The organism is Micromonospora qiuiae (assembly GCF_016863555.1).
Taxonomy (GTDB): domain Bacteria; phylum Actinomycetota; class Actinomycetes; order Mycobacteriales; family Micromonosporaceae; genus Micromonospora; species Micromonospora qiuiae.
On sequence record NZ_BOPC01000007.1, the window covers coordinates 66,205 to 82,867 of the forward strand.

General features: G+C 73.2%; 12 protein-coding genes and 1 pseudogene. 5 read left to right on the forward strand and 8 right to left on the reverse strand.

Translation table 11 applies throughout. The annotated features are described in order from the left end of the window. Positions 1-117: 117 nt before the first annotated feature. From Vqi01_RS02360 to mraZ, 5 genes and pseudogenes are all read right to left on the reverse strand, one after another. Positions 118-1,656, reverse strand: a pseudogene (locus Vqi01_RS02360) (UDP-N-acetylmuramoyl-L-alanyl-D-glutamate--2,6-diaminopimelate ligase); the annotation flags it as partial. A 102-nt stretch (positions 1,657-1,758) separates the two neighbouring features. After that, positions 1,759-3,969 carry a peptidoglycan D,D-transpeptidase FtsI family protein gene (locus Vqi01_RS02365; protein WP_204032529.1) on the reverse strand — a complete coding sequence of 737 codons (2,211 nt, stop codon included), beginning with the start codon at positions 3,967-3,969 and terminating at the stop codon, positions 1,759-1,761. 4 nt (positions 3,970-3,973) lie between these two features. Continuing rightward, positions 3,974-4,582: a cell division protein FtsL gene (gene ftsL, locus Vqi01_RS02370; RefSeq protein ID WP_204032531.1), complete on the reverse strand. Its 609-nt coding sequence runs from the start codon at positions 4,580-4,582 to the stop codon at positions 3,974-3,976. Beyond that, the gene (rsmH, locus tag Vqi01_RS02375; protein WP_204032532.1) at positions 4,579-5,685 is read right to left on the reverse strand and encodes a 16S rRNA (cytosine(1402)-N(4))-methyltransferase RsmH; all 1,107 of its coding nucleotides are present in this window, start codon (positions 5,683-5,685) and stop codon (positions 4,579-4,581) included. The genes ftsL and rsmH overlap by 4 nt, the downstream gene beginning before the upstream one ends. A 207-nt stretch (positions 5,686-5,892) precedes the next feature. Next, positions 5,893-6,324: a division/cell wall cluster transcriptional repressor MraZ gene (gene mraZ / locus Vqi01_RS02380; protein ID WP_111246328.1), complete on the reverse strand. Its 432-nt coding sequence runs from the start codon at positions 6,322-6,324 to the stop codon at positions 5,893-5,895. Positions 6,325-6,679: 355 nt separating this feature from the next. Between mraZ and Vqi01_RS02385 the strand changes: the two genes are divergently transcribed. Genes Vqi01_RS02385 through Vqi01_RS02395 form a run of 3 tightly spaced genes read left to right on the forward strand, consistent with a single transcriptional unit; the run spans position 6,680 to position 9,430 of the window. Continuing rightward, on the forward strand, positions 6,680-7,930 hold the full coding sequence (locus tag Vqi01_RS02385) for a MurT ligase domain-containing protein (protein ID WP_204032618.1): 1,251 nt from the start codon (positions 6,680-6,682) through the stop codon (positions 7,928-7,930). Further along, a complete protein-coding gene (locus Vqi01_RS02390) occupies positions 7,920-8,642 on the forward strand; it encodes a type 1 glutamine amidotransferase (protein WP_204032534.1) in 723 nt (240 codons plus the stop codon). Before Vqi01_RS02385 ends, Vqi01_RS02390 begins: the two co-directional genes overlap by 11 nt. After that, a complete protein-coding gene (locus tag Vqi01_RS02395) occupies positions 8,639-9,430 on the forward strand; it encodes a TVP38/TMEM64 family protein (RefSeq protein WP_204032535.1) in 792 nt (263 codons plus the stop codon). The genes Vqi01_RS02390 and Vqi01_RS02395 overlap by 4 nt, the downstream gene beginning before the upstream one ends. Before the next feature lie 96 nt (positions 9,431-9,526). Here the strand turns inward: Vqi01_RS02395 and Vqi01_RS02400 are convergent, their stop codons facing one another. Next, positions 9,527-10,183, reverse strand: coding sequence for a response regulator (locus Vqi01_RS02400; protein WP_204032537.1), 657 nt, complete (start codon positions 10,181-10,183; stop codon positions 9,527-9,529). Next, complete coding sequence (locus Vqi01_RS02405) at positions 10,180-11,505, reverse strand: sensor histidine kinase (protein ID WP_204032538.1); 1,326 nt, start codon at positions 11,503-11,505, stop codon at positions 10,180-10,182. The genes Vqi01_RS02400 and Vqi01_RS02405 overlap by 4 nt, the downstream gene beginning before the upstream one ends. Before the next feature lie 131 nt (positions 11,506-11,636). On the opposite strand from Vqi01_RS02405, the gene Vqi01_RS02410 reads away from it, so the two are divergent. Together Vqi01_RS02410 and Vqi01_RS02415 are read left to right on the forward strand one after the other, a co-directional pair. After that, entirely contained in the window at positions 11,637-12,548 is a 912-nt protein-coding gene (locus Vqi01_RS02410) for an ABC transporter ATP-binding protein (protein WP_204032540.1), read from the forward strand. Then, positions 12,545-13,507 (forward strand): ABC transporter permease subunit, encoded by a 963-nt coding sequence (locus Vqi01_RS02415; RefSeq protein WP_204032542.1) that lies wholly within the window; start codon positions 12,545-12,547, stop codon positions 13,505-13,507. The genes Vqi01_RS02410 and Vqi01_RS02415 overlap by 4 nt, the downstream gene beginning before the upstream one ends. Positions 13,508-13,565: 58 nt before the next feature. Here the strand turns inward: Vqi01_RS02415 and leuS are convergent, their stop codons facing one another. Next, positions 13,566-16,400 carry a leucine--tRNA ligase gene (gene leuS / locus Vqi01_RS02420; protein WP_204032544.1) on the reverse strand — a complete coding sequence of 945 codons (2,835 nt, stop codon included), beginning with the start codon at positions 16,398-16,400 and terminating at the stop codon, positions 13,566-13,568. Positions 16,401-16,663 lie beyond the last annotated feature (263 nt).

The following is a 16,663-nucleotide window of genomic DNA, read 5'->3' on the forward strand; positions in this document are numbered from 1 at the left end:
CTGGCCTGCCAGACCGCCGTCGGCGTCGTCGCGCCAGCTCTCCTCCGCCTCGTCGCGCCGGTTCTCCTCGGCCTCGTCGCGCTGGATCTCCTCCGCCTCGTCGCGCTGGCTGAGGTTCCCGAAACGGGCCCGCAGCGCCTGCGCGAGTTCGGTCACGTCGTCGAACGGGTGCACCTCGCCGCCGATCTCCTGGCCGCGTTCGTGCCCCTTGCCGAGCACCGCCACCACGTCGCCGGGGGCGGCCAGCCGGACCGCCTCGTCGATCGCCGCCCGGCGCCCGGCCACCTCCACGATCCGGGCCGGCGCGTCGGCGGCGTACGCCCCGGCGAGCACCTCGGCGCGGATCGCCGCAGGTTCCTCGTTGCGCGGGTTGTCGTCGGTCACCACCACCACGTCGGCTCCCTTCGCGGCTGCGGCGCCCATCAACGGCCGCTTGCCCCGGTCCCGGTCGCCGCCCGCGCCGATCACACAGATCAGCCGGCCGGCGCTGAGTTCGCGCAGCGCGGCCAGTGCGGCCACGACAGCGTCCGTCTTGTGCGCGTAGTCGACCACCCCGCGCACCCCGCCGGCCACACCCACCGACTCCAACCGGCCGGGCACCCCGCCGCAGGCGCCCACGCCCCGAACCGCGACCGCCGGGTCGACTCCGGCGGCGACCAGGACGGCGACGGCGAGCAGGGCGTTCGACACGTTGTGCCGGCCGGGCAGCGCCACCTGGGCGGGCAGCGCCAGGCCGTCCGGACCGTGCGCGGTGAACCGCTGGGCGTACCCCTCGCCGTCGATGCCCTCCGCCCACCAGGTGGCGGTCGGGTCACCGGCCGCCGAGAAGCTGACCGTGCCCGGCTTGAACAGCGACTTCAACGCCGGGTCGTCCTGGTTGAGCACCTCGACGGCGCAGCGGCCGTCGAACAGCCGCGCCTTGGCCGCGAAGTAGTCCGCCGCGTCGGCGTGGAAGTCGAGGTGGTCGGAGCCGAAGTTGGTCCAGCCGCCGGCGGCGAACCGCACTCCGCCGACCCGGCCCATCGCCAGGGCGTGGCTGGAGACCTCCATGACCACCGCGGTGACCCCGCGTTCGCGGGCGGCGGCCAGCATCGCGTGCAGGTCGGTGGCCTCGGGCGTGGTCCGCACGCTCTCCACCACCAGGTCACCGAGGCGGGTCTCCACGGTGCCGATCAGGCCGGTGGTGTGCCCCGCGGCCCGCAGCCCCGACTCGACCAGGTAGGCGGTGGAGGTCTTGCCCGCGGTGCCGGTCAGCCCGATCACGATCAGCTCCGCGGTCGGGTCGCCGTAGACGGCCGAGGCGAGCGAGCCGAGCACCGCGCGCGGATCGGGCACCACCAGGACGGGCAGCCCCGCCTCAGCGGCCAGGTCCACGCCGGCCGGATCGGTCAGGACGGCGACGGCTCCGGCCGTGGCCGCACCGGCGACGAACTCCGCGCCGTGCCGGCGGGCACCGGGCAGGGCGGCGTACAGGTCGCCGGGGCGGACCTCGCCGCTGGCATGTGTCACCCCGGTCACCATCGGGTCGCCGCTGCCAGGAGGCGCCACGGCGAGCCGGGCGGCCAGGTCACCGAGCCGGATTCCGGTCACGGTACGGGGACGAGGATTGCCGCGCACGGCGTCAGACCCTACCCGGTCGCCCGGTCCCGGCCGCACGGCGCGCCTGAAACTCCGCCCCAGGGAATCGAACCGCAGGTACCGGCCGCACCGGTGATCCGGCTCGGTTACCGAACGGGAGCTTCCGGTCGCGCCACGTCGTTACGGGAACACGGTGAACTTCGGTGCCGGCTCGCTCGACGGCGGCACCTTGAAGTGGCGCAGGGTGAAGGTCATCATCTCCCGGAACGCCGGTGCCGCCACATCGCCGCCGCCACCACCGGGGCTGTGCACGAAGACCGCGATCACGTAGCGCGGGTTCTCCGCCGGCGCCATCCCGATGAACGAGGCGACCTGTCCGGGCTGCTTCTTGCCGTCGACCAGCCGCCAGCCGGTGCCGGTCTTGCCGGCGACCCGGTAGCCGGGGACCGCCGCGGCCCGCCCGGTGCCGTGCTCCACGGTGGTGACCGCCTCCAGCATGGTTCGCAGCGCCGCGGCGTTCTCCGGGCTGAGCACCGGACGGGTCGCCGGCGGCTCGGCCCGGGTGCGGTTGCCCTTCGGGTCGATGGTCTCCTTGACCAGGTGCGGCTGGATGTACGTGCCGTCGTTGGCGATGGCGGCGTACGCGGCGGCCATCTGCAACGGGGTGGCGTCCACGCTGTGCCCGATCGGCACCGACCCGTACGACGAGCCGCTCCACTCCTCCGGCGGCAGCAGCCGCCCGCTCGCCTCGCCGGGCATGCCGACCCCGGTCGGCTCGCCCAGCCCGAACCGCCGCTGGTAGTCGATCAGGCGTTCCTGGCCGAGCTTCTCGGCGATCTCGATGGTGCCGACGTTGGAGGAGTACGCCATCATCCCGGCCACGCTCATCCGCCGGCCGTTCGCGGAACGGGTGTCCGAGAACGGGGTGTCGCCCCTCATGACGGAGTTGGCCACCGGGAACGAGGTGTCCAGGGTGATGATTCCCTCCTGCAGCGCGGCCCCGAACGTGATCGCCTTGTGCACCGAGCCCGGTTCGACCACGAAGCTGGTGGCCGCGTCCTCCCGGTCGGTCGGGTCGCTGGCCTGCGGCTTCGCCGCGTTGTAGGTGGGGTGACTGGCCTGGGCCAGCACCTCGCCGGTGCCCACCTCGAGCACTATCGCCGCGGCGGTGCTGGCCTGCGCCGTCCTGGCGTGTTTGCCGAGGATCCGCTGGGTCATGAACTGCAGGTCACGGTCGGTGGTGAGCACGATGGAGCTGCCCGGCTTGGCTCGGGTGGTGCGGCTGTAGCCGCCGGGGATGGGCGCACCCAGGCCGATCTCGAACACCCGCTCGCCGTCCTCGCCGTGCAGCAGGTCGTCGTAGCGCGCCTCCAGCCCTTCCAGCCCGATCATGTCGGGGCTGGTGAAGCCGATGAGGTTGGCGGCCAGGTCGCCGCCGGGCACCTCGCGCCGCTCGTCGCGCTGCGTGTAGATGCCGGACAGCTTCAATGCGTTGATCTCGCGGGCCCGGTCGATGTCCACCCCTCGGGCCAGGTACTCGAACCGCGAGTCGACGCCGTTGCGTTTGCGGGGGCGCATCTTCTCGGCGAGTTTCGAGGCCGGGATGCCCAGCAGCGGGGAGAGGGTTCGCGCGGTCGTCTCGATGTCCTCCACCTCGGTGGGGTCGGCGGAGACGTAGCGTGCCTCGACGCTGTGCGCCAGGGCCACCCCGTCCCGGTCGAAAATGGCCCCCCGCGGCGCGGGCAGCTGCACGGTCCGCAGCCGGTCGGCCACGCCGCCATCGGCGTACGCCGGAGTGTCGACCGCCTGGAGCACGACGAGCCGGACGCCGACCGCGACGAACAGGGCCATCGCCAGCGCGGTCGCCAGCCGCAGCCGGCGGCCCGGATCGGCGAGCTTCGGCGGCGCGGGACGCCTGCGGGCGGGCCGGCGCACGGGCGGCCGGTCGCCGCGCCGTGGCTCGCGGGCACCACCGGAGCGTGGCTCGCGGGCACCGCTGCCGCGCCGAGCGGCGCCCGCCGGCTCGTCGCGGCGCGCGCGATCGGTGACGGTACGGACGACCGTGGTGCGGCCGGCTCCGGCGTCCCGCCGGGTCGTGCCGGCCTGCCGGTTGCCACCGCGGGCGACGCCGGACCGGCCGCCGTCGAGTACCTGCAACGCCGGTCGGAACGGATCCTGCGACCGGCCACCGCGTGGGGTGCGCCGCTGTTCGGCCCGGCCTGCGGCAGCCGGGCCGTCCTCCCGCAGCGTGCGACCCCGGGGGGTGTACGCGCGGGCGTCGGAGATGCCGCCCAGGCTCGGTTCGTCGCCCCGCTCCCCGGACGCCCCCCGGGACGAACCGCGCCGGGAGCCTGTGGCGTCCCGGCGCGGGTCCTCCGACCTCGGTGGCACGGTGCTACCCCTCCGCGCCCGACTGGCTCGCCAGGGACGGCTCTCCGCCGGCCGGCTGCGGCACACCGATCAGCTTGCCGTCCGGCAGCCGGATGTACGCCGGCTCGCCGGACTCGACCAGCCCCAGCTTGCGGGCCTGGGCCGCCAGGTTGCCCGGCGCCTCGGCGTCGGCGATCTGCTTCTTCAGCTGCTGCTGCTCCAGGTCGAGCTTGGCCTGCTGCTCCTGCAGCTCCAACAGCCGGAAGGCGTTCTCGTTGATCTTCGTGTTGACCGCCAGGATGCCGAGCACCCCGCCGACGACCAGCAGCACCACGAGCGCCGCGAAGGGCGCCCGGGGCACCCGCACCGGCGGCGGCGGGGCGACCCGCAGCCGCGGCGACTCGACCCGCTGCTGCGCGTCGGCGGCAGCGACCCGCTCGACCGGCCGCAGCGCGGCGCTGCCCTCGGTGGGAAACTCGCGCGCCCCCCGGGCGCGAGTCTCCGCCAGCCGGCTCACCCGCTCGGCGCGGGCCCCGTGCCCGGTCTCCCCGGCCCGCTCCGCCGCGATCCGGCCCCCCGACCGCGGTACGCGCTGCCCGACGCCGGCGACGTCCCGACGCTTGATTCCGCTCATGTTCCCTCCCCCTCTTCGTCCGTCGTCTCCCCCGGCCCCAGCTGCGGATCCGATCCCGAGCCGGTGGCCGTTCCCGTCCCCGGTTGGTGCATCGCCTTGACCCGGCGGCGGTACCGTTCGCGGTCGGTACGCCCCTGTCGCCGGGCCTGCGGGTCGATCCGTTCCGCGGCCCGCAGCCGCACCGAAGCGGCCCGCGGATTCGCGGCGACCTCCTCCTCCCCGGGCAGCTCCGCGCCCCGGCTGAGCAGCCGGAACGCCGGCTCTGACCCGGGCAGTTCGACCGGAAGGTCGATCGGGCCCGTGCTGCGGACCCGATCGGCGAGCGCCTGCTTGGTGAGCCGGTCCTCCAGCGAGTGGTAGGAGAGCACCACCAGGCGACCACCGACCGAAAGCCGGTCCAGAGCGGCCGGCAGCGCGGTCTCCAGCGCTGCCAGTTCCCTGTTTACCTCGATCCGTAAAGCCTGAAACGTTCTCTTTGCCGGGTGTCCGCCGGTTCGTCGGGCCGGTGCCGGGATGGCCTCCCGCACCAGCTCGGCCAACCGCGCCGAGGAGGTGATCGGGGCCCGCTCCCGTTCCCGGATGATCGCCGAGGCGATCCGCCCGGCGAACTTCTCCTCGCCGTACACCCGCAGCACGCGGGCCAGATCGGGGTGGGCGTACGTGTTGACCACCTCCTCGGCGGTCACCCCCCGGGTCTGGTCCATCCGCATGTCCAGCGGCGCGTCCTGCGCGTAAGCGAACCCGCGGTCGGGCGCGTCGAGCTGCAACGAGGAGACGCCCAGGTCGAACAGCACCCCGTCCACGGTCGGGTAGCCCAGCCGGTCGAGCACCTCGGGCAGTTCGTCGTAGACGGCGTGCTCCAGGTGGACCCGATCGGCGAACCGGGCCAGCCGCACCCGCGCGTGGGCCAGTGCCTCGGTGTCCCGGTCCAGCCCCACCAGGATCGTCTCCGGATGGGCCATCAACACCGCCTCGGCGTGGCCGGCCAGCCCGAGCGTGGCGTCGACGTGGACGGTGCGCCCGCCCCGGCCCAGTGCGGGGGCCAGCAACTCGAGACACCGCTCGAGCAGCACCGGCACGTGCGTGCCGCGTAGCTCCCCCATGTCGACCCCCACTGTTGACCCGTTCCCGTTCCGCGTCCTGCTCGTCGGGCGACGCCGTGCCGCCGTACCGCCAGATCCCCATCCGCTCCCCGCCCGCTCGTCAGGCCACGGCCCTCCGTGTCGGATCGTGCGCCTGGCACCGGGGAAGGGATGCCAGGAACTCGAAAGCGGCTGGAGATCTCGCAGTACGTCGGGCGTCGCCACGCCCTACAGACCGCCTGGCAGCACCCCTTCCTCGATGTCGGCGAAGTCGTCTTCGCTCTCGGCGAGGTAGGTCTCCCAGGCGACCTTGTCCCAGATCTCCACCCGGGTGCTCGCACCGATGACCACCAGGTCCCGGTCGAGCCCCGCGTACGAGCGCAGGTGCGCCGGGATGGTCACCCGGCCCTGCTTGTCGGGGACTTCGTCGTGCGCGCTGGCGAAGAACACCCGGCTGTAGGCCCGGGCGGCCTTGTGCGTCATCGGCTGCGCGCGCAACTGCTCCGCGATGCGCTGGAACTCAGGCGTCGGAAAGACGTAGAGGCAGCGCTCCTGCCCTTTGGTGATCACGACACCCCCCGCCAGCTCATCCCGGAACTTGGCCGGCAGGATCAACCGGCCCTTGTCGTCCAGGCGCGGAGTGTGGGTGCCGAGGAACATCGGCCCAACCCCCTCGCCCTTCTAGCGGCGTTCGCGCGCCGCTGACCCCCCGGGCCGGTGGGCCCTCCCGGCCTCACCAATGCGCCCCACTCTACTCCACTTCCCTCCACCTGCAACCAGAATCGACCGCGTTTCGCGCCGTCTCCGCCGACAAAACCGCACGTCAGAGCGGGTGGAGCGGAGTGGAGGGCTGCGCCGGCCACCGGGGCGCGTCCGCTATCCGACATAGATCGACTCCGGTCGGCCGACGTCCCCGAACCGAATGCCGCAGGCAGCCGGTCCGGGCGGATCACCGTCGGTGGCGATCTGACACCTCCGGTGGTCCGGTAACCTCGCTCGCGTGACGGACGCGAAGATGCCCCTGCGGGCGAAGGTGGCCAGCTCCGTGTCACGGACCGCCGCGGCGCTGTCGCGAGCCGCGGGCCGTGGCGACGGCTCGGTGATCGGCGGCTGGCTCGGTCTCAAGATCGATCCAGACCTGCTCGCCCACCTCTCCGCCGGACGGGCCATCGCGCTGATCTCCGGCACCAACGGCAAGACGACCACCACCCGGCTGGCTGCCGCGGCGGTCAGCGCCCTCGGCAAGGTCGCCACCAACTCGTTCGGCGCCAACATGCCCACCGGGCACACCTCCGCCCTGGCCAAGGCGGGCAGCACCCCGTACGCGGTGCTGGAGGTCGACGAGCACTATCTCGCGCAGGTGATCGAGGCGACCGAGCCGCACGTCGTGGCTCTGCTCAACCTCTCCCGCGACCAGCTGGACCGGGCCAAGGAGGTCGCCATGATGGCGCAGCTCTGGCGCGCGGCGCTGGCCCGCCACCCGGACGTTCGCATCGTCGCCAACGCCGACGACCCGATGGTGGTCTGGGCGGCCACCCCACCGGCCGCGCACGACCAACGGATCGCCCCGCCGCACGTCACCTGGTTCTCCGCCGGCCAGCGGTGGCACGACGACTCGTGGGTCTGCCCCGAGTGCGGGGCGACCATCCAGCGCTCCGGCCAGCAGTGGTGGTGCACCGGCTGCCCGCTGCGCCGACCCGATCCACAGTGGACCGTGGACGACGACGAGGGTGTCGTCGACCCCACTGGCGCCTGGTACAAGGTCAAGCTTCAGCTTCCCGGCAAGGTCAACATCGGTAACGCGGCCACCGCCCTGGCGGTTGCCGCAGAGTTCGGCGTACGCCCGTTCGACGCGGTCCCCCGCCTCGCCGACGTCACCTCGGTCGCCGGCCGGTACGCCCAGGTGGTGCGAGACGGACGCACCATCCGGCTGCTGCTGGCAAAGAACCCGGCCAGCTGGCTGGAGGCGTTCGACATGGCCGACGAGGCGCCCACCCTGCTCTCCATCAACGCACGCGACCCCGACGGGCTGGACACCTCCTGGCTGTTCGACGTCGACTTCGCTCCGCTACGCGGGCGTCAGGTGCTCATCACCGGCGACCGCGCGTACGACCTGGCGGTCCGGTTGGACGTCAACGACGTGCCGTTCCAGCACATACGCACGTTCGACGAGGCCGTCCGGGCGGTGCCGCCGGGCCGCCTGGAGGTCATCGCGAACTACACCGCGTTCCAGGACATCCGAGCGGAGTTGGACCGTGTCAACTGAGACCCTGCGCATCGTCTGGATCTACCCCGACCTGCTCTCCACCTACGGCGACCGGGGCAACGTGCTGATCCTGGCCCGGCGGGCCCGTCAGCGCGGCTTCCGGGTCGAGGTGCTGGAGGTCCGCTCCGACCAGCAGCTGCCCACCACCGCCGACATCTACCTCCTCGGCGGCGGCGAGGACGGACCGCAGGCGCTCGGTGCGCAACGACTGCTCGCCGACGGCGGGCTGCACCGGGCGGTGGCCCAGGGCTCGGTGGTGTTCGGCGTCTGCGCCGGCTATCAGATGCTCGGCACCTCGTTCTTTGCCAAGGGCACCCAGTACCGCGGGCTGGAACTGCTCGACATCAGCTCGGACCGGGGCCCCAGCCGGGCGGTCGGCGAGCTGGCCGGCGACATAGACGCACGGCTGGGCCTGCCGCCGCTGACCGGCTTCGAGAATCACGGCGGCCGTACCCGCCTCGGTCCCGGGGCGGCCCCGCTGGCCCGGGTCACCGCCGGAGTCGGCAACGACGGCACCACCGAGGGGGCGTGGCGGGGCAAACTGCTCGGCACGTACTCGCACGGGCCGGCGCTCGCCCGCAATCCGGCGCTGGCCGACCTGCTGCTGCGCTGGGCCACCGGCGCGCACCAGCTCGCGCCGCTGAACGACACCTGGTTCGACCGGCTGCGCGCCGAGCGCAGAGCCGCGGTGGCCGCCGCCGCCCGGCCATGATCCCCGCCGCCGGGCGGCTGCTGGGCCGATGGTCGCGAGATCCCGGCACAGCCCCGCCCGACGGCACGCCCGCGCCCAGCGGCACCCGGCAATTGAGCCGGCAGCCCCGATGGCGCGGCCTCGGGGCTGCGGCGACGCCGTCGGCAGTCCGGTTCGGGCTGCTGCTGCTCCTGCTGGCCGGGTTCGGGCTGCTGCTACTGGTGGGCCCGCGCCCCGACCCGGCCGCCCTGCCGCAACTGGCCGACGGGTTGGGTCGGTTCGCCCCGGTCGCGGCCGTCATCGGCGGGGCGCTGCTGCTGGTGGCGCTGGTCCCCCGCACCTTCGTCACGCTCGCCGCCGGGGCGATCTTCGGTCCGCTGGCGGGCGCCGGATACGCGCTGGGCGCGGCCCTGCTGGCAGCAGCGATCGGCTTCGCCGTGGGCCGGCTGCTCGGGCGGGACTTCGTCGCCGAGCGCGTCCGGGGTCGGCTGGCCCGGCTGGACCGCTGGTTCACCCGGCAGAGCGTGCTCGGCGTGATCACCGTACGGCTGCTGCCGATCTCCGGCTTCGGCCTGGTCAGCTACGGCTACGGCACCACCGGCGCCCGGATACTGCCGTTCCTCACCGGCAGCGTGCTCGCCTCGGCGCCCACCGCGTTCGGCTACGCGGCGATCGGCGCTGCCGTCACCTCCCCCGGCAACGTCAACTGGTTCGCCGCCGCCCCCGCTGCCCTGGGCTTCATCGCCAGCGCAATCCTGATCGCCCGCTGGTGGCACGCCGAGCGTCGCCGTCGCCCCGACCCCACCTGACCCCCACCCACGCCGAAATCAGCGCAACTTCTGGGAAAGTGCGGCCTCCCGGCAGGTCGAGGCAGCACTTTCCCAGAAGTTGTTGCCTGTGATCGATCAATGGGGTGGGCCGACCAGGCCGGCCTCGTAGGCGGCGATGACCAGGTGGACGCGGTCACGGGCGTTGAGCTTGGTGAACAGCCTCGCCACGTGTGCCTTCGCGGTCGCCACGCTGATCACGAGCTGCTCGGCGATCTCGGCGTTGGACAGGCCACGGCCGACGAGAGTGAGCACCTGCCGCTCCCGGTCGGTGACCCCGGCCAGCGACCGCGACCGGGGCGCCGGTGCCGGCCGACGGACGAACTCGGCGATGAGCCGCCGGGTGACGGCGGGCGCGATCAGTGCGTCTCCGGCGGCGACCACCCGGATCGCGCCGACGATCTCCTCCAACGCCATGTCCTTGACCAGGAACCCGCCCGCCCCAGCGCGCAACGCGGCGTGCACGTGCTCGTCGTCGTCGAACGTGGTGAGGACCAGCACCCGGGTCGGACCGCCCGCCGCGACGATCGCCCGGGTGGCCTGGATGCCGTCCGTGCCCGGCATCCGCAGATCCATCAACACCACGTCCGGTACGACCTCGTGAGCCAGGCGCACCGCCTCGGCGCCGGTTCCCGCCTCCCCGACCACCTCGATGTCCGGCACCTCGGCGAGCAGCACCCGCAGTCCGGCCCGGACCAGCGGTTGATCATCGACGAGCAGCACGCGCACGCTCACGGCCGCACCGCCACGCCAAGCTGGTCGCCGCCCGTCGATCCCGCGCCGCCAGACGACCGCGCGCCACCGGACAACTGATCGCCGCCAGACGACCGCGCGCCGCCGGACAACTGATCGCCACCGGACGGTTGGTCGCTGTCGGCCGGCTGGTCGCCGTTCGTCGGCGCGGGCAGCGGCAGCCGGGCGGCCACCCGGAAACCGCCCTCGGGGCGCGGCCCGGCCCGGAACCGGCCGCCGAGGGCCACGACGCGTTCCCGCATGCCGATAAGCCCGTGCCCCTCGGCGCCGACCGAACCGCCCCGGCCGTCGTCGACGACCTCCACGGTGATCGCGTCGGCGTCGCGCTCGACGCCGACCCGGCACACGTCGACGCCCGCGTGGCGTACCACGTTGGTGAGCGCCTCCTGCACGATGCGGAACGCGGCGAGGTCGACCTCCGGCGGAACGGGGCTCTCGCCGTACTGACGCAACTCGACCCGGACCCCGGCGTCGGCCGCCGCCGCGACCAGCCGGTCCAGGTCCGCCAGGCCGGGCGTCGGGTCCAGCGACGCCGCCTCGCCGGCACCGCGGCGCAGTGCGCCGAGGGTACGCCGCAGCCCGGCCAGGGTGTCCCGGCTGGCCGCCTCGATGGTGGCGAGCGCGGCGCGGGCCTGCGCCGGCTGGCTGTCGATCACCCGAGCGCCCACACCGGCCTGGATGGCGATGACGCCGATGCTGTGCGCGACCATGTCATGCAACTCTCGGGCGATGCGCAGCCGCTCGGCGGTGATCGCCTCGGCTGCGGCGTGCGCCCGCAGCGCCTCCGCGTGGACGCGGCGTTCCCGCAGCAGGTGGCCGACCAGCCCGGCCACGCCGAGCGCCAGCACGATGAAGCCGTACGCCATCACGTCGCCGGGGTGGTATGTCGCGGCCGCGACCTGGCCGAGCAGCGCCATGACCCCGCCGACCGACGCGACCCACGGTGGGCGGGTCACCACCAGGTGGACCACGATCAGGTCCGCCACGAGGAACAGCAGGTAATGGCCCCACGCCGAGGGCAGGGACACCACCACGTGGAACGTGCCGACCAGCAGCAGCGCCAGCGCCAGCAGCGGCCGACGGCGCAGCAGCCCGGTGAGCAGGCCGGTGACGAGCAGCGGCAGCAGGATCGGCAGGACGGGGTCGGCGGGCCGCACCGCAGCGGGCCCGACCGGACCTGCCTGCGGCACGTTGAGCACCACCACGTGCAGCACCACCGGGTACGCGACGGCACCGGCCCAGGCCAGCACCGACCGCGTCAGCGGCAACGCTCGCCCGGACGGCGCGACGGAGGTGGACTCCACCAGGCGATGGTAGGCGGCGGGGCCGTCCGGGGCGTCGGCCCACAGGCGTACGCCCGGGGGCCACCGGGCCGCGCGCAGGTGTGGTCGCGGGGCCGACGCCGCGCGGCAAGCTCACCGGCAGACTCGGACCGGTGATAGTCATCGACAACCTCACCAAGCGGTACGGCAAACGCACCGCCGTCCGTGGCCTGACCTGCACCGTGCGGTCCGGCAGGGTGACCGGTTTCCTCGGCCCCAACGGTGCCGGGAAGTCCACCACCCTGCGAATGATCCTCGGTCTGACCACCCCCACCGCCGGTTCGGCGACGATCGACGGGATCGAGTTCCGCCGCCTGAGTCGGGGCCTGCGACACGTCGGTGCCCTGCTCGATGCCGGCGACGTGCACGGCGGGTACACCGCTGCGGCCCACCTCGGCGCGCTGGCCCGCAGCAACCGCATACCTCGAACGAGGGTGGCCCAGGTGCTGCGCGAGGTGGGTCTCGCCGACGCTGCCCGCCGACGCGTCGGGGCGTTCTCGCTGGGCATGCGACAGCGGCTCGGCATCGCCGCCGCGCTGCTCGGCGACCCGCCCGTGCTGTTGTTCGACGAACCCTTCAACGGGTTGGACCCGGCGGGGGTGCGGTGGGTACGGGAACTGTTCCGGCGACTGGCCGGGCAGGGACGTACGGTCTTCGTCTCCAGCCATCTGATGAGCGAGTTGGAGCACACCGTGGACCACCTCGTCGTCATCGGTCGGGGCGAGCTGGTCGCCGACGAGAGCCTGGCCGCCTTCTCCGCCCGGTTCGGCGAGGAGGCCGTGACGGTGCGTACGCCCGATGTCGCCGCACTCGCCCGGGTGCTCGCCGCCGAGGACGCCACGGTGACCGTCCGGGAGCAGGTTCTCACCGTGACCGGCCTGGCGGCGGAGCGGATCGGGGAGCTCGCCCTCGGGCACGGGATCCTGCTGCACGAGGTGACCACCCGGACCGCCTCGCTGGAGGAGGCGTTCATGCGGCTGACCGCCGACCGGGTCGAGTACGCCGCCGGGGAGGTGCTCCGGTGACCGCCGCCGCCCGACCGGGCCGGCCCAGCACCGACGCCCGACCGGGCCGGCCCAGCACCGACGCCCGACCGGGCCGGCGCAGCACCGATGCCCGATTGGGCCGGCGGGGCACCGGCACGCGCCCGGACGACGCCGCCGCCGTGCCGGCGCGCTTCCGCGATCTGCTCGCTGCGGAATGGCTCAAGCTGGTTTCGCTGCGCTCCACCCGCTGGTCGTTTCCCCTGATCCTGCTGCTCGTGGTGGGGATCAGCGCCAACGCCGCCCTGGCCGATCACCGCAACTGGCCGACGTACTCGGCGGATCGGCGGGAGATGTTCGCGCTCTACGGTCCGCTCCGCGACGCCTTCCCCGAGGCGGGGTACCTGTTCCTGATCCTGGTGACCACCACGATCGGGGCGATGACGATCGTCGGGGAGTACGGCAGCGGCCTGATCCGTGCCACCTTCGCCGCCGTGCCGGCGCGCCGGTCGGTGGTGGCGGCGAAGGCCGCCGTACTCGCCGGGGTGATGCTCGCCCTCGGTACGCTCACCGCGGCGAGCTCGTTCGGGGTGTCCCAGGCGATCCTGGCCGATCGGGACGCCCACTGGACGCTCGGCGATCCCGGGGTGCCCCGGGCCCTGGCCGCGACCGCCCTGCTCGCGCCCGTCTGCGCGCTGATCGGCATGGGGCTGGGCGCCCTGCTCCGACACACTCCGGCCAGCGTCGGCGCGGCCCTGGCCGTGCTGGTCCTGCTGCCCTTGGTGGTGGACAGCGACCGGATCCGATGGGTGGCCCAGGTGCACAATGCGCTGCCGACCACGGCCTGGCTGCGCCTGATCGAGGTGTACGACGGCACAGCCGCCGGTGTGCCCCCGGATCCCTTCCCGCTCACCATCGCCGGTTCGTGGCTGGTCTACGCCGCCTGGTCGCTCGGTGCGGTGCTGATCGCCGTGATCGTCGTCCACCGCCGCGAGCCGTGATCAGGTGTTAAGAAGGGGCCCCTTCTCTACACGAGGCGTTAAGAGGGGGCCCCTCCTTTCACAGCACCACGGAGACCATGCGGGCGGGGATGACGATGACCTTGCGCGGCTCCTTGCCGGCCAGCGCGGCGGCGACCGCGGTCAGCGCCTGCGCGCGGACGTCGTCCTCGCCTGCGTCGGCGGGGACCTCGATGCGGCCGCGGACCTTGCCGTTGACCTGCACCGGGTAGGTGACCTTCTCGGCGACCAGCAGGGCCGGGTCGGCGACCGGGAAATCGGCGTACGTCAGCGAGGTGTCGTGACCCAGCCGCCGCCACAGCTCCTCGGCGATGTGCGGGGCGAACGGCGCCAGCATCAGCACCAGCGGCTCGGCCACCTCGCGCGGCGTCTGCGACAGTCGGGTCAGCCCGTTGGTCAGCTCGATCAGCTTGGCGATCGCGGTGTTGAACCGGATCCCCGCCATGTCGCCCCGGACGCCGTCGATCACGCGGTGCAGCAGCCGCCGGGTCGCCTCGTCGGCCGGGTCGTCGGTGACGCGCAGCTCGCCGGTCTGCTCGTCGACGACCGCCCGCCAGACCCGCTGCAGGAACCGGTACGAGCCGACCACCGCTCGGGTCTCCCACGGGCGGGACACCTCCAGCGGGCCCATCGACATCTCGTACACCCGGAACGTGTCAGCGCCGTACGCGGCGCACATCTCGTCCGGGGTGACCACGTTCTTCAGGGACTTGCCCATCTTGCCGTACTCGCGGTTGACCTGGACGTCACCCAGGAAATAACCGCCGTCCCGCTCGGCGACCTCCTCGGCCGGCACGTACGCGCCCCGCGCGTCGGTGTACGCGTACGCCTGGATGTAGCCCTGGTTGAACAGCTTGCGGAACGGCTCGAAGCTGGAAACGTGGCCCAGGTCGTACAGCACCTTGTGCCAGAACCGGGCGTACAGCAGGTGCAGCACGGCGTGCTCGGCACCGCCGACGTACAGGTCCACGCCGCCGCAGTCGCCCTCGTCGCGCGGGCCCATCCAGTACCGCTCGTTGTCCGGGTCGACGAACCGCTCACCGTTGGCCGGGTCCAGGTAGCGCAGCTCGTACCAGCAGGAGCCGGCCCACTGCGGCATCACGTTGGTCTCCCGGGTGTAGCGCTTCGGCCCGTCACCCAGATCCAGCTCCACCTCGACCCAGTCCCGGCGGCGCGACAGCGGCGTCTCCGGGTCGCTGTCGGCATCCTCCGGGTCGAAGGTGCGCGGGGAGAAGTCGTCCACCTCGGGCAGCTCGACCGGCAGCATCTCCTCCGGCAGCGCGATGGCCGCGCCGTCGGCGTCGTACACGATCGGGAACGGCTCGCCCCAGTAGCGCTGCCGGCTGAACAGCCAGTCCCGCAGCCGGTAGGTCGTCGCGCCCTGGCCGGCGCCGTTGGTTTCCAGCCAGTCGATGATCCGGGCCTTGGCGTCGGCCACCCCCAGGCCGTCCAGGTCCAGGCCGCGCTCGGGTGCGGCGCTGTTGATCGCCGGGCCCTCCCCGGTGTACGCCTTGCCGTCGAAGCCTTCCGGCGGCTGCACGGTACGCACGATCGGCAGCTCGAAGACCTCGGCGAAGTCCCAGTCCCGCTCGTCCTGGGCGGGCACCGCCATGATCGCGCCGGTGCCGTAGCCGGCCAGCACGTAGTCGGCGATGAAGATCGGGATCCGCGCCTCGGTGACCGGGTTGGTGGCGTACGCGCCGATGAAGACGCCGGTCTTCTCCTTGGTCTCGGCCTGCCGCTCCACGTCGGTCTTGGCCGCCGCCGCCTTGCGGTACGCCTCCACGGCCTCGCGCGGGTTGGCGTGCCCGCCGGTCCACGCCGGGCGGGTGCCTTCCGGCCAGGCCGCCGGCACCAGCTCGTCGACCAGCTCGTGCTCGGGTGCCAGGACCATGTAGGTGGCGCCGAAGATGGTGTCCGGTCGGGTCGTGAACACCCGGATCGGCGCCACGGTGGTCGGGAAGTCGATGTGCGCGCCGGTGGAGCGGCCGATCCAGTTGCGCTGCATCAGCTTGATCGGCTCCGGCCAGTCCAGCTTGTCCAGGTCGTCCAGCAGCCGGTCGCCGTACGCGGTGATCCGCATCATCCACTGCTTCAGGTTGCGCTTGAAGACCGGGAAGTTGCCCCGCTCCGAGCGGCCGTCGGCGGTGACCTCCTCGTTGGCCAGCACCGTGCCCAGCCCCGGGCACCAGTTCACCGGCGCCTGCGAGACGTACGCCAGGCGGTGGTCGTCGACGATCCCGCGGCGCTCGGCGGGCGACAGCTCGGCCCACGGGCGGCCGTCCGGGGTAGGCCGGGTGCCGGCGGCGAACTCGGCGATCAGCTCACTGATCGGCCGGGCCCGGCCGGCGTCGCGGTCGTACCAGGAGTTGAAGATCTGCAGGAAGATCCACTGCGTCCAGCGGTAGAAGTCGGTGTCGATGGTGGCCACCGAACGCCGCCGGTCGTGGGCCAGCCCCAGCCGGCGCAGCTGCGCCCGGTACCGCTCGATGTTCGCCTCGGTGGTGGTCCTCGGGTGGGTGCCGGTCTGCACCGCGTACTGCTCGGCGGGCAGCCCGAACGCGTCGAAGCCCATCGCGTGCAGCACGTTGCGCCCGGCCATCCGCTGGTAGCGGGCGAAGCAGTCGGTGCCGATGTAGCCCAGCGGGTGCCCCACGTGCAGCCCCGCGCCCGACGGGTACGGGAACATGTCCAGCACGTACAGCTTCTCCGCCCCGAAGCGCGGGTGGGTCGGGTCGGCCAGCGGGCCGCTCGGATTCGGCGCGTGGAAGCTGCCCTCCCGCTCCCAGTAGTCCTGCCAGCGGCGTTCGATCTCGTCGGCCAGCGCCGCGGTGTACCGGAACGGCGGGGTGTCGCTCGTGGCTGCCTCGGTCATGGCCTTCTCCTCGCGTCGCTCGGCGGAGTCTGTCCGTGCTGGCTGTGGTCCCGTGTCTCGTGCTTCGTTCGGATGGCCCGCCACTCACCGGCAGCGGGCACGGCCGGCAGCGGGCACGAAAAAGCCCCTCACGCAGGAGGGGCCGCCGTGCTGTGGCGCGTTCAGCGCGTCAGCACGGCTCGGTAAGAAGCAGGAAGACTCCGGCCATGTCGGCAGTGTACCGCCACCGACGGCGTGGCCGCCGCCCCCATCCCGCCTCACCG